12 protein-coding genes and 1 pseudogene are annotated in these 12,680 nt (G+C 68.0%); 5 read left to right on the top strand and 8 right to left on the bottom strand.

All coding sequences use genetic code 11. The features are described from left to right. Positions 1-19: 19 nt before the first annotated feature. The 5 genes from ACNPM4_RS03965 to ACNPM4_RS03945 are packed head-to-tail and all read right to left on the bottom strand — an operon-like array spanning position 20 to position 4,770. Entirely contained in the window at positions 20-772 is a 753-nt protein-coding gene (locus tag ACNPM4_RS03965; RefSeq protein ID WP_029262176.1) for an ABC transporter ATP-binding protein, read from the bottom strand. Next, positions 762-1,523 carry an ABC transporter ATP-binding protein gene (locus tag ACNPM4_RS03960; RefSeq protein ID WP_448984763.1) on the bottom strand — a complete coding sequence of 254 codons (762 nt, stop codon included), beginning with the start codon at positions 1,521-1,523 and terminating at the stop codon, positions 762-764. The genes ACNPM4_RS03965 and ACNPM4_RS03960 overlap by 11 nt, the downstream gene beginning before the upstream one ends. Beyond that, entirely contained in the window at positions 1,520-2,611 is a 1,092-nt protein-coding gene (locus tag ACNPM4_RS03955; protein ID WP_231481836.1) for a branched-chain amino acid ABC transporter permease, read from the bottom strand. Before ACNPM4_RS03955 ends, ACNPM4_RS03960 begins: the two co-directional genes overlap by 4 nt. A gap of 28 nt (positions 2,612-2,639) precedes the next feature. After that, entirely contained in the window at positions 2,640-3,524 is an 885-nt protein-coding gene (locus ACNPM4_RS03950; protein ID WP_029262173.1) for a branched-chain amino acid ABC transporter permease, read from the bottom strand. 10 nt (positions 3,525-3,534) lie between these two features. Beyond that, on the bottom strand, positions 3,535-4,770 hold the full coding sequence (locus ACNPM4_RS03945; protein WP_197021047.1) for an amino acid ABC transporter substrate-binding protein: 1,236 nt from the start codon (positions 4,768-4,770) through the stop codon (positions 3,535-3,537). Positions 4,771-4,898: 128 nt separating this feature from the next. Here ACNPM4_RS03945 and ACNPM4_RS03940 point away from each other — a divergent pair, with 128 nt between their 5' ends. The 3 genes from ACNPM4_RS03940 to ACNPM4_RS03930 all read left to right on the top strand — a co-directional run bounded on the left by ACNPM4_RS03940 (position 4,899) and on the right by ACNPM4_RS03930 (position 6,821). Continuing rightward, positions 4,899-5,912, top strand: a complete 1,014-nt coding sequence (locus tag ACNPM4_RS03940; RefSeq protein ID WP_448984762.1) for a LacI family DNA-binding transcriptional regulator — start codon at positions 4,899-4,901, stop codon at positions 5,910-5,912. 62 nt (positions 5,913-5,974) lie between these two features. Further along, entirely contained in the window at positions 5,975-6,148 is a 174-nt protein-coding gene (locus ACNPM4_RS03935; protein ID WP_448984761.1) for an antitoxin VbhA family protein, read from the top strand. Then, positions 6,135-6,821 carry a Fic/DOC family protein gene (locus ACNPM4_RS03930; protein ID WP_448984760.1) on the top strand — a complete coding sequence of 229 codons (687 nt, stop codon included), beginning with the start codon at positions 6,135-6,137 and terminating at the stop codon, positions 6,819-6,821. Before ACNPM4_RS03935 ends, ACNPM4_RS03930 begins: the two co-directional genes overlap by 14 nt. Before the next feature lie 92 nt (positions 6,822-6,913). Here ACNPM4_RS03930 and ACNPM4_RS03925 read toward each other — a convergent pair whose 3' ends face one another. From ACNPM4_RS03925 to ACNPM4_RS03915, 3 genes are all read right to left on the bottom strand, one after another. Beyond that, the gene (locus tag ACNPM4_RS03925; RefSeq protein WP_448984759.1) at positions 6,914-8,413 is read right to left on the bottom strand and encodes an arylsulfatase; all 1,500 of its coding nucleotides are present in this window, start codon (positions 8,411-8,413) and stop codon (positions 6,914-6,916) included. A gap of 85 nt (positions 8,414-8,498) precedes the next feature. Further along, positions 8,499-9,392: a formylglycine-generating enzyme family protein gene (locus ACNPM4_RS03920; protein ID WP_448984786.1), complete on the bottom strand. Its 894-nt coding sequence runs from the start codon at positions 9,390-9,392 to the stop codon at positions 8,499-8,501. A gap of 84 nt (positions 9,393-9,476) precedes the next feature. Continuing rightward, positions 9,477-10,649, bottom strand: coding sequence for an ROK family protein (locus ACNPM4_RS03915; protein WP_448984758.1), 1,173 nt, complete (start codon positions 10,647-10,649; stop codon positions 9,477-9,479). A gap of 108 nt (positions 10,650-10,757) precedes the next feature. Between ACNPM4_RS03915 and xylA the strand changes: the two genes are divergently transcribed. Together xylA and ACNPM4_RS03905 are read left to right on the top strand one after the other, a co-directional pair. Next, the gene (gene xylA / locus ACNPM4_RS03910) at positions 10,758-11,945 is read left to right on the top strand and encodes a xylose isomerase (protein ID WP_091028667.1); all 1,188 of its coding nucleotides are present in this window, start codon (positions 10,758-10,760) and stop codon (positions 11,943-11,945) included. 8 nt (positions 11,946-11,953) lie between these two features. Then, a pseudogene (locus ACNPM4_RS03905) lies at positions 11,954-12,680 on the top strand (FGGY family carbohydrate kinase); the annotation flags it as partial.

The raw sequence follows: 12,680 nt of genomic DNA, 5'->3' as shown, positions 1-12,680 counted from the left end.
GCCTCCTCCCGCCGGAGGTTCATCCCGCGTCGGGGACGGTGGGCTTGCCGCCGAGATACAGCGCGGCGAGGGTCGGATCCGCGAGGAGCTCGGATGCCGGGCCCGAGATGTGCACCCGACCGAGGTCGAGCACACACCCGATGTCCGCAGTCTCGAGCGCCCGCCGCGCGTTCTGCTCTACGAGCAGCACGGCGGTGCCGGCATCGCGCATCCGCACGATCTGCTCGAACACCTTCTCGGTCGTCTTGGGGTCGAGGCCCATCGACGGCTCATCGAGGAGGACGACCTTGGGGCTGACCATCAGCGACCGCGCGAACTCGACCTGCTTCTGCTGACCGCCCGAGAGCAGGCCGGCGAGCTGCTTCCACCGCTCCCCCACGATGGGGAAGAGGTTCTGCACGAAATCGACGCGCTCCTGGATGACCTTCTGATCCTTGAGGGTGAAGGCCCCGAGCATCACGTTCTCGCCGACCGTCATCTCCCGGAACACACTGTGCCCCTGCAGCACGTGCGCGAGCCCGTGCCGCAGCATCGACTGTGGTCCCTCGCCGGTGATGTCACGACCATCGACGCGGATGCTGCCCGAGCGGGGCTTGAGCATGCCGGATGCCACCTTGAGCACGGTCGACTTGCCGGCACCGTTGGGCCCGACGAGGCAGACGACCGATCCGGGCGGCACCTCGACGGTGAGCCCACGGAGCACGAGCGCCGCCCGGCCGTAGCCGGCCTCGATGTCGCGCAGCTCGAGCAGGTTCTTCGCTTCAGACTCCAAGGTAGGCCTCCAGGACTCGCGGGTCTTGCTGGATGATCTCAGGCGTTCCCTCGGCGATCTGGCGCCCGCGGTCGAACACCACGACGTGGTCGCACAGGCTCATGACCATCTCCATGTTGTGCTCGACGATGATGAACGTCTTGCCCTCTTCGTTGAGCTCGCGCACGAGGGTGGCGATGCGTCCGATGAGAGCGGGGTTCACGCCACCGGCCGGCTCGTCGAGCATGATCGTGTCGGGCTCGCCCATGAGCACACCCGCCAGCTCCAGCAGCTTCTGCTGGCCGTAGCTGAGATTGCGTGCCTCGGCGTGCTCGAGGTGGTCGATGCCGACACGCCGCAGCCAGCCGCGCGCCCGCTCCAGCTCCTCCGGATCGTGCGCCGAGCGCAGCTGCTGGCGGATGCTGGTGCTGCGCACCGCCACGAGCAGGTTCTCCATCACGGTCATGCGAGGGAAGACCCGGCACAACTGGAAGCTGCGGCCGATGCCGGCACGGGCGATGCGGTCGGGCGACTTGCGGGTGATCGCCTGCCCCCGGTAACGCACCTCGCCCGAGTCGGGCTTGATCATGCCGGTCACGCAGTTGAAGAAGGTGGTCTTACCCGAGCCGTTCGGCCCGATCAGACCGTTGACCTTGCCCTCCTGGAAGGTGACCGGCGCACCGTCGACGGCGGTGACGCCGCCGAAGGACTTGGTCATCTCGATCGTGCTCAGGCTCTCGAGCGTCGTGGGCTGTGCCGTGGGGGCGTTCATGACGACGTCTCCTTCGTCGAGGCATCCGCTGTTCGGGCCGACGCATCCGCCGCCCGCTTCTCGTTCTGCTCGAGCAGCTGGCCGGCGGTCAACTCGCGGATCGATGCCGCGTTCGACGACCGCGTGAACAGTCCCTTCACGGCGGGGATGATGCCGTCGGGCATGAAGAGCACGACGATGCCGAGCAGGATGCCGGTGGCGATGAGGTGGAACTGCGTGTCGCCGAACTCGAGCTTGAAGTACTCGAGCGCAAGACCGACGACGACGGCGCCGAGCAGCGGACCGAAGAGGTTTCGCACCCCGCCGAGCAGCGCCATCAGCACCATGTACGAGCCGATGAGGATCGAGAACTGGAAGATGGGATCCAGGTCTCCGAACCACAGCGCGTAGAGTCCGCCGCCCAGCGACACGAAGAGTGCCGACAGCACGTAGGCGATCAGCTTGTACCGCGTGGTGGGCACGCCGAGGGCCTGCGCCTTGTCTTCATCCTCGCGGACCGACTTGAGCGCGGTGCCGAACTTGGACCGGTCGATGATCCACCACACCACGAGCGCGAATGCCAGCAGGCCCGCGAACAGGTAGTAGAAGATGCGGTGGTGCTCGGGACGCAGCACGTCGAACGGACGCGGGACGTTCAGTCCTTCGGAGCCGCCGGTGACGTCGCGCCAGCTCTGGAACACCAGCAGCATGATCAGCACGAAGGCGATCGACACGATCACGAACGAGGCTCCGCGCACCCGGAGGGCGGCGATACCGATCGGGATCGCGATGATCGAGACGAGCACGGCCGCGAGGATCCAGGCGACGAAGCCGGGCAGCGCCAGGTACTTGATGAGGAGTCCGGTGCCGTAGGCGCCGAGCCCGAAGTAGGCGGCGTGTCCGAGGGAGATGTATCCCGTGAACCCGCCCATGAAGTTCCACCCCGTCGACAGCACGGCGTAGTTGAGGATGACGACGCCCGCCGACAGGATGTACGGGTTCGGGGCGATGGTCGGGAACGACAGGACGAGGGCTGCGCCCACGACGAGGAGGACGATCCGCACCCACTTCGACGACGAGCGCCGCACGGGGGCGGGAGGAGCGATCACGACCGTTTCGGTGGGGATCGGCTCTCTGCTAGAAACGCTGGGCAAGACGACCTCCGAAGAATCCTTGCGGACGGAACATGAGCGTGGCGAACAGGGCGACGTAGAACACCGTCTGTGCCCAGGTCGGCCCCAGCGGGAGCTGGAGCAGGCTCTGTGCGACGCCGAGGACGAGAGCCGCGATGGCGGCACCCGGGATGCTGCCGAGTCCGCCGACGACGATGATCGCCATGAGCGGTCCGATCCAGTGCCAGTGCAGCGACGGGTAGATCGTGGCGTCGAGCGAGAGCGCAGTGCCGCCGATCGCCGCCGTGGCGAGCCCGAGTCCGAACCCGTAGCCGGCGACCCGGTCGGTGTTGATGCCGACCAGTCGCGCGGCCTCGGGGTGCTGGATCGTCGCCCGCAGCGCCTGCCCGAACTTCGTGTACTTCAGCAGCACGAACAGGAGCGCGAGGGCCACCGCCGCCAGCCCGAAGGCGATGAGCTTGACCACCGGCACCTGCGCGCCGAAGAAGTCGAGGCTCGCACTCGCGTACGGCAGGGGGATGCGGCGCTGGGTGCCGGTGAAGAAGAACCCGAGCGCCCCCTCGATGATCAGTGCCACGGCGAAGGTGAGCAGCACCGACATCATGGTCAGGGTCAGGGGCTTGAGCCTCGAGACGAGCAGTCGCTGCATCACGACACCCGTCAGGAAGAACAGGGGCACCGTGACGACGAGCGACACGAGGGGGTCGATGCCGGTCTCCCGGTTGAACCACCACGCGAGGTACGCGGCCAGGATGAGGAAGGCGGAGTGCGCGATCATGACGACGCGCATGATTCCGAAGTACAGCGTGAGCCCGGCCGCCAGGAGGGCGTAGAGCCCTCCCAGCAGGATGCCGAGGATCAGGCTTTGCAGCAGCAGTGCTCCACTCACGATGTGCGGATCACCACGTCGGCTTCGGGAAGAGGAAGTCGGCTTCCTTGACGTCGTCCGGGAGGACGATCAGGATCTCGCCGTCGATCCACTGCTGGATGAGGTGCGCGCCGGTGGGCTTGCCCGTCTCGTCCCAGCTGAGCTCGCCGACGACGGTGTCGACGGAGTTGTCGCGCAGCCAGTCGATGAGCTCCTGCTGGCACTCGCCCTGCTCGGCGCAGCCCGCGGCCTCGACCGCAGCGGCGACGACCTGACCGGTCGTGTAGGCGTTGGCCTCGTCCTCGGACGGCGGGTTGCCGTGCATCTCGGTGTACTTCTCGACGAACTCGATGTTGCTGGGGAACTGCGATTTCGGCGAGTAGCCGGTGGGAGCGAGGATGCCCTCGGTCGCACCGCCGATGGCAGCCGCGAACTCCGGGTTGGTCGGCGCGGTCGAGAACGCCGCGAGCTCTGGCTGATAGTTCAGCTGCTGCAGCGCGATGATCAGGTTGACGGCATCCTGATACTGCGTGCCGCCGATCACCATGTCGGCATCCGACTGCGCGATCTTGGCCGCGATCGTGGAGAAGTCGGTCGTGTTCGGCGGGTAGACCTCGTTCACGACGACCTCGACCCCGCCTTCTTCGAGCTTGTCCCTGAGGCCGTAGGCGGTGCCCTGCGCGAAGGGGTCGTCCATCGCGGCGACGGCGACCGTCTCGGGCCGCTCCTCCTCGGGAAGCGCGAGCAGGTAGTCCGCGAGGTTGTTGTAGTGGTCGTTCGCGATCGCGGGGGCCGCGTAGAAGAGGTTGTCGAAGCCCTGCTCGAAGACCTCTTCCGCCGCGCCGGCCGGCTCGACGAAGAGCATGCCGTATTCCTGGGCGACGCGCGCCGAGGGAACGACGAGTCGCGTGGAGAACGGGCCGAACACGAGGTCGACGCCGTCCTGTGCGATCAGCGACTCGTAGTCCGAGACCACGCGGTCGGCGTTGGACTGGTCGTCGAGGATCTTGAGCTCGACCTGGCGTCCGAGGAGGCCGCCGTTCTCGTTGACGATGTCGCGCCAGGCCTCGTAGCCTCGCTCGACGCCCTTGCCGGGTTCGGAGAAGTCGCCGGTGAGCGGCAGCGAGATGCCGATGACGATCGGATCGTCGGATCCACCCCCCTCCGCCTGATCGCCGGGGGCCGAGCAGGCCGAAACCGTGAGCGCGGCGATCGACAGCGTTCCGATCGCTGCCGCGATCCGTCGACCGTGTCTGGGTGCAGTCATCCGAGTCTCCTACGTCATCGTAGCGAAAGCGCTTTCGTAAGCGCTTCCGCCACTATAGTGGGACCGAAGAACGAAGAGCAACCTACCTCGCAATCAGCGTTGATCTTGCTCCACAAGGGGGAGGTTTCGTGAAGCGTGAAGGCGCGCCACGACTCATCGATGTGGCCGAAACCGCAGGGGTCTCCCTGGCGAGCGCGTCGCGGGCGATGACCGGAGGCTCCGGCATCTCTCCCGAAGTGGCGGCGCACGTGCGCGTCATCGCGAAGCAGCTCGGTTACGAACCCAACATGCATGCGCGAGGACTCGCCGGCGGGCTCGTGCCGACGATCGGCCTCGTGGTACACGAGATCGGCGACCCCTACTTCTCCGACATCGCCAGCGGCGTGATCCGCAGTGCGACGCTCGAGAACCGGTCCGTGCAGATCGCCCAGGCCGACCGCACCCCCGACAGCGAGCTCGCGCAGGTGAAGTCCCTGCTGCGCCAGCGCGTCGGCTCGATCATCATCGCCGGTTCCGGGTACGCCGATCCCGGACGCGAGCAGGGCATGACCGAGGCGCTGCTCGACTTCACGCTGTCCGGAGGCCGTGCCGCGGTCATCGGCCGCCACCACCTTCCGGTCGACGCGGTACTGCCCGACAACCACCGGGCGGGCATCTCGGTCGGACGCCACCTCGCCGAGCTGGGGCACCGCCGGATCGGCGTCGTCGCCGGCCCGCTCGACCTCAACACGGTCGCCGACCGCATCGCCGGGCTGCGAGAGGGGACGAGCGACCCGGACCTGGAGCTCGTCATCGTCTCGCACGAGTTCACCCGCGAGGGCGGCATCGCCGGGGCCCGCGAACTGCTCGACCGCGACGTCACCGCCATCGTGGGCCTCAACGACGCGATGGCCATCGGCATCCTCAGCGAACTGCGACAGCACGGCATCCGTGTGCCGACGGAGATGTCGGTCGTCGGCTTCGACGACATCTCCGTCGCGCCGGATGTCGCGCCCGCCCTCACCACCGCGCGCATCCCGATGTTCGAGATGGGGCAGCACGCCGTCTCGCTCATCCTCCGCCCGGCGAGCGACGAGGCGCGGACGATCGAGACCGCGCACGAGCTCATCATCCGGCAGTCGTCCGGCCCGCCCCGCGGCTGAGCCAGCGACCGTGCGGATGTCTCACCCGACGCTTAGACTGAAAGTGGCGGAGGGAGGCAGACATGACGATCACTCAAGCTCGATCTCGTCGGGTCGAAGACACGATCCACAGCGCAGAGATCGAGGGCCTGGAGGTCACGCCTGAGACCCGCGCGGATGCCGAGTCCTATGTCGCAGGCACCATCGACTCGGATGAACTCGTGGATCGGGTGCGCGCCCGGTATGGACTCTCCTGAGTTCACCGACCCCTATTTGATTCCGCAGAGCAAGGTGCTCCGGAACCTCGTCGGAGCCGCAACAGTCGAGACCCTCGCCGCCGCTGAGGCCGACCTCTCGTTCGCCCGTGCCCTGCAGCTGCTCGATTCGCCGGTCGCCCCGACGAACGATCTCCGCGAGCTCCAGGCGATCCACCGGCACCTTTTCCAGGACCTCTACGACTGGGCCGGGGATCTCCGTACGGTTGATGTTCGCAAGAATGTCCCGGGCGCCGACTACTTCCTCCCCTACGGGTTCATCGAGCGTGCGTCCAGCATCTGCTTCTCAGAACTTGCCGCCGATGAGTTCCTGGCCGACCTGCCTCGCGACTCTTTCGTCGAGCGGCTCGCCTACCACTACGAGAAGATCAACTACATCCACCCCTTCCGCGAGGGGAATGGACGAACCCAGCGCATCTTCTGGAATCGCGTTGCGCTCGAAGCCGGCTGGCAACTCGACTGGCGCCCGGTCCACGGCGAAGAGAACCACCTCGCCGCGCGCATCGGGTCCGATGAGCGGGACCTTGGGCCCCTGATCTCGATGTTCGACAAGATCGTCACGGAACCTGACATGTTCGATGCCGCCGGCTGGACGACCGACGAGATACGACGCCTCGCCATCAATCGACCTGACGATCACGGCACGCAAGTCTGATCCCGCCGGCTCCGCCAGTCGTCCGGCCCGCCTCGCGGCTGAGCCAGCGACCGTGAGCCCGCCGCACGCGCAACGGGCCCACGGCGCGTCGGTCAGGAGTTGCCGGCGGTGGTGTTCAGCTTCTTCATCACCTGGTTGATCGTGAACGACGCCGACTCCTGCCGTGCCGGGAACTCGGCGAGCGACTGCAGCATGCGGGCGACGTACGCCTGGGCCGGCACGAACAGGAAGATACGGTCGATCACCCAGTCCCAATACGTGTTCGACGTGATGTCCGCCCGCTCGAACGGATCGGTGCGCAGGTTGAACAGCTTCGGGAAGCGCAGCTCGATGTACGGCTCCTGCCACACCAGCAGGGTTCCCGCGGCGCGCTGCTCGAGGAACACGAGCTTCCAGTTCTCGAAGCGCAGCGCGGTGAGGTCGCCGTCGTCCGAGACGTAGAAGAAGTGTCGGCGCGGACTGTGCTCGACCGCACCCGTGATGTAGTCGAGCTGGTTGTGGCCGTCGAGGTGCACCTTGTACTCGGTGCCGTGCAACTCGGTCCCGGACTTCAACCGCTCGGCCACGTCGTCGTCACCGACAGCCGCGAGCAGCGTGACGAACCAGTCGTTGTGACTCACGATGCCGTTGAGCGTCGTCCCCGCGGGGATGCGCCCGGGCCAGCGGACCATCGCGGGCACCCGGTAGGCACCCTCCCAGTTGGAGTTCTTCTCGTTGCGGAAGGGGGTCATGCCCGCATCCGGCCAGCTGTTCATGTGCGGACCGTTGTCGGTGGAGTACATGACGATGGTGTTCTCGGCCAGCCCGAGCTCGTCGAGCAGGTCGAGCAGACTGCCCACGACATCGTCGTGATCGAGCATCGTGTCGTGGTAATTCGACTGCCAGCGCCCCGCTCGCCCCTTGCTCTCTTCCTTGGTGTGCGTGCGGAAGTGCATGTGAGTGGAGTTGAACCAGACGAAGAACGGGGTGTCGTCGGCCGCCTGCGTGCGGATGAAGTCGGCGGCCGCGTCGCGGAACTCCTCGTCGACCGTCTCCATGCGCTTCTTCGTCAGCGGACCGGTGTCTTCGATGCGCTGCGTGCCGTCACCGTTCGCCCAGGAGTGCAGCACCCCGCGCGGCCGGAACTTCTCACTGAACCCGGGGTACTCCTCATCCGTCGGGTAGTCCGGGTGCTCCGGTTCCTCCTCGGCATTGAGGTGATAGAGGTTGCCGAAGAACTCGTCGAAACCATGGGCGGTCGGCAGATGCTCGTCCCGGTCGCCGAGGTGGTTCTTGCCGAACTGTCCGGTGGCGTAGCCGTGGTGCTTGAGCGCATCGGCGATGGTGGGGTCCTCGGGCTGGAGACCCAGCGGGGCCCCCGGCATCCCCACCTTCGTCAAACCGGTGCGGTAGGGGTTCTGCCCCGTGATGAAGGCCGCCCGCCCCGCGGTGCAGCTCTGCTCGCCGTAGTAGTCGGTGAACTTCACGCCCTCGTCGGCGATGCGGTCGATGTTCGGCGTCCGATAGCCCATGAGACCGTCGGAATAGGTGCTGAGGTTGCTGATGCCGATGTCATCGCCCCAGATGATGAGGATGTTGGGCTTCTCGGCCATGAGTGACTCCTAGCTTCGACCGGTGAGGTGGGCACGTGCCCTCGGTCGAAGCAAAGCAGTATTCCGGGCCTGTGCCCAGGGGCCCTCACACGGAGCGGGTGAGCCGGAATCCGATGTGCGACATCCCGGTGTCCTCGGCCTGCGGCGAGCGCGCGGCGGGCCGGAAGCGCAGGCAGTAGTCCGGGGAGCAGAGGTGCGATCCACCCTTGAGCACACGGCGCGGGATGTCGGGGAAACCCTCCTGCGCGCTGGCGGCGGCGAGCAGGTTCGTGCGCTTACCGGCATCGACCGGGGTGTCCGAGAGGCGGAGGTGGCGCGGAGTGTAGAAGTCGGTCGTCCACTCCCAGACGTTCGCGATCATGTCGTAGAGGCCGTAACCGTTGGGCGGGTACGAGCCGACGGGCGCCGTACCGCCGACGCCCTGATTGTCGTACGGGAAGCGTCCGAGCCACGAGTTCGCCTGTGCGACCCCGTCGGGGTACGCCTCGTCGCCCCAGGCGAAGGCCGCACCCTCGAGTCCTCCCCGCGCCGCGTATTCGTGTTCGGCCTCGGTGGGCAGCCGCATCCCCACCCAGTCGGCGTAGGCCACGGCATCCTCGAACGCGATGTGGACGACCGGATGCTGCAGCCGGTCATCGATCGACGAGTCAGGGCCGAACGGCTTGCGCCAGAACGCCCCGGGCTGCCAGCGCCACCAGTTGCGCCAGTCACCCAGATTCGTCGGACCGGCGGTCGGAGTGAAGACCATCGCCCCGGGAACGAGGTCGGCGGGATCGGCTCCGGGGAACGCGGCGGGATCGAGCTCTCGTTCGGCGACGGTCACGTATCCGGTGGCGTCGACGAACTCGGCGTATTGCGCGTTCGTCACCTGGTAGCGGTCGATGAAGAACGACTCGACCTCGCGCTCGTGCGCCGGCCGTTCGTCCGGATAGAAGTCGTCCGACCCCATCAGGAACGTGCCGCCGGGGATGTGGACCATGTCGCGCGAGTTCGTCACGAGACTCAGCGTAGTGTTCGGCCGCGGCGGGAGGACCGGGAGTATTCCGGCCGGCGGATCCGGCGCTCAGCGGGTCGCGTCGAAGGCCCTGGTGCTCCCCCACAGCGGGCGGAACGCCAGCTCGGCTGCACCGACGAGCAGCCGATCGGAGCCGAGTTCGGCGGCGCGGATCTCGACCGCGGCAGCACTCTCGGGCATCGCCAACCGCGAGACCTCGTCGACCAGCAGGTCGTGCGCCCCCTCGTCGACGAGCGCCAGGAAGCCACCGAGGATCACGAGAGCCGGATTGAGCACGTTGACCGCGTTCGCCAGCGCACTTCCGAGGATCTTGGCCTGCCGCACGAGTTCCGCGTGCACCTCGGGCGCCTCCGTGGCGGCGAGGGCTGCGGCGAGCTCGTCGTCGTCGGCGTCGTCGAGCCCGAGCAGGTCGAGGAGGTGCCGGCGATTCACCTCGTCTTCGAGCACGCCGTCGTCGGTGCGACGGTCGGCACCGTCGATGCCGGGCCGGTTGTGCCCGAACTCCCCCGCGTAGCCGCTCGCGCCGGTGGCGGCCAGACCGTGGATCACGAGCCCCCCACCGATGCCGGAGGCGCCGCCGTTGAGGTAGACGAGTTCGTCGATACCGCGGCCGGCGCCGAAGAGGTGTTCGGCCAGCGCACCGAGGGTCGCGTCGTTGTCGACGGCGGTGCGGATGCCGGTCGCCTCGTGGATCAGGGCGGCCAGCGGCTCGTCGGTCCAGCCGAGGTGCGGGGCGTTGCGCACCACGCCGTCGGCCGAGCGCACGAGCCCCGGCACGGCGACGCCGATACCGATCACGGCGCAGTCGGCGAGAGCATCCGTCCGCCAGCTCTCGATGCGCTCGGCGACGAGAGCGGCGACATCGGCCGTGGTCGGCTGACCGGTGTTGACGATGCGCTCGCGGACGCGGATGCTGCGGTCGAGGGCGACGGCGGCGATCTCGACCGCGTCGACCTCGGGGTGCACGCTGATCGCGACGACGTCAGCCGAAGGTGCGACCACCGGAGAGGGGCGACCGGCTCGCGCCGAGGATTCCGGCGGCCGCTCGTCGACGAGTCCGGCGGCAACGAGCTCCGCCACCAGCGCGGCGATGGTCGAGCGGTTGAGGCCCGTGGCCTCGGTCAGCGCCGAGCGGGAACGGGGGCCGTCGTGGTGGACGATCGAGAGGATCCACGCCAGGTTCGCTTCGCGGGAGCGCGGGGCAGCGGATTCAGGGGGCACGTTCCCACTTTAGGGGTGCGGATGCCACCTGTCATCGGTTATGTTGTGAAGCACAACTTATTGCGTCCGTGCATCCCGCACGCCCGCAGCATTCGCAGAGGAGCGATCATGCCCAACCCCACCCGCGACGACAAGTTCTCGTTCGGACTCTGGACCGTCGGCTACAACGGCACCGACCCGTTCGGCGGCCCGACCCGTCCGGCGCTCGACGTCGTGCACGCGGTCGAGAAGCTCGCAGAGCTCGGCGCCTACGGCCTCACCTTCCACGACGACGACCTCTTCGCGTTCGGATCGACGGATGCCGAGCGCCAGACGCAGATCGACCGTCTCAAGGGCGCACTCGCCGACACCGGCCTGATCGTTCCGATGGTCACCACCAACCTCTTCAGTGCCCCGGTCTTCAAAGACGGCGGCTTCACCTCGAACGACCGCCAGGTGCGCCGGTTCGCGCTGCGCAAGGTGTTCCGCCAGCTCGACCTCGGTGCCGAGCTCGGCGCCAAGACCTTCGTCATGTGGGGCGGCCGCGAGGGGGCGGAGTACGACTCCGCGAAGGACGTGCGCGCGGCACTGGAGCGCTACCGCGAGGCCGTGAACCTGCTCGGCGACTACGTGACCGACAAGGGCTACGACATCCGCTTCGCGATCGAGCCGAAGCCCAACGAGCCCCGCGGCGACATCCTGCTGCCGACGCTCGGCCACGCGATCGCGTTCATCGACTCGCTCGAGCGCCCCGAGCTCGTGGGCGTGAACCCCGAGGTCGGGCACGAGCAGATGGCCGGACTCAACTTCACCGCCGGCATCGCGCAGGCGCTGTTCCACGGCAAGCTCTTCCACATCGACCTCAACGGTCAGCGCGGCATCAAGTACGACCAGGACCTGGTGTTCGGCCACGGCGACCTGCACAACGCGTTCTCGCTCGTCGACCTGCTCGAGAACGGCGGCCCCGGCGGGGTTCCGGCCTACGACGGTCCGCGCCACTTCGACTACAAGCCCTCGCGCACCGAGGACGAGGCCGGCGTCTGGGCCTCGGCCGCGGCGAACATGCGCACGTACCTGCTGCTGAAGGAGCGCGCCGCGGCCTTCCGCGCCGACCCCGAGGTGCAGGAGGCCCTGGCCGCCGCGAAGGTCGCCGAGCTCTCCACCCCGACGCTGAACGACGGTGAGTCGTACGACGACTTCCTCGCGGACCGCTCGGCCTACGAGGACTTCGACGCGAACGCGTACCTCGGCGGCAAGGGCTTCGGCTTCGTGCGCCTGCAGCAGCTCGCCACCGAGCACCTGCTCGGCGCGCGCTGAGTCCGGCGATGGCACTCGTCCTCGGGGTCGACTCCTCGACCCAGTCCTGCAAGGTCGTCGTCGTCGACTCCGAGACGGATGCCGTCGTCCGCTCCGGCCGCGCTCCGCATCCCGATGGCACGTCGGTCGATCCCGAGGCGTGGTGGGTCGCGTTGCAGGCGGCCATCGCGGATGCCGGTGGCCTCGATGACGTCGAGGCCTGGGCGATCGGCGGGCAGCAGCACGGCCTGGTCGCCCTCGATGCCCAGGGACGCGTCATCCGCGACGCCCTGCTGTGGAACGACACTCGCTCCGCGCAGGCGGCGGAAGACCTGATCGGCGAGTTCGGGGCCGCAGCCCTGGCCGATCGCACCGGACTCGTGCCGGTCGCCTCGTTCACGATCACGAAGCTGCGCTGGCTGCGCGACCACGAGCCCGAGAACGCGGCTCGTGTCGCCGCCGTCGCTCTGCCGCACGACTGGCTCACGTGGCGGCTGCGCGGGTTCGGTCCTGAGCGGCCCGACCTCGACGAACTCGTGACCGACCGGTCGGATGCCTCGGGCACCGGCTACTGGAACCCGGCGACCGGCGAGTACGACCGCGAGTTGCTCGTCGCCGCCCTCGGCCACGACGTGATCCTGCCGCGAGTGCTCGGACCGCGCGAGTCCGTGACGGACGCTGCGTCGCGTCGCGTCGCCCCCGGTGCGGGAGACAACGCCGCCGTCGCGCTGGGCCTGGGAGCCCGGACGGGCGATG

The sequence above is a fragment of the Microbacterium umsixpiens genome, assembly GCF_053543675.1.
Note: the sequence above shows the minus strand (reverse complement) of the source record. Positions and strands in the feature narration are given on the sequence as shown.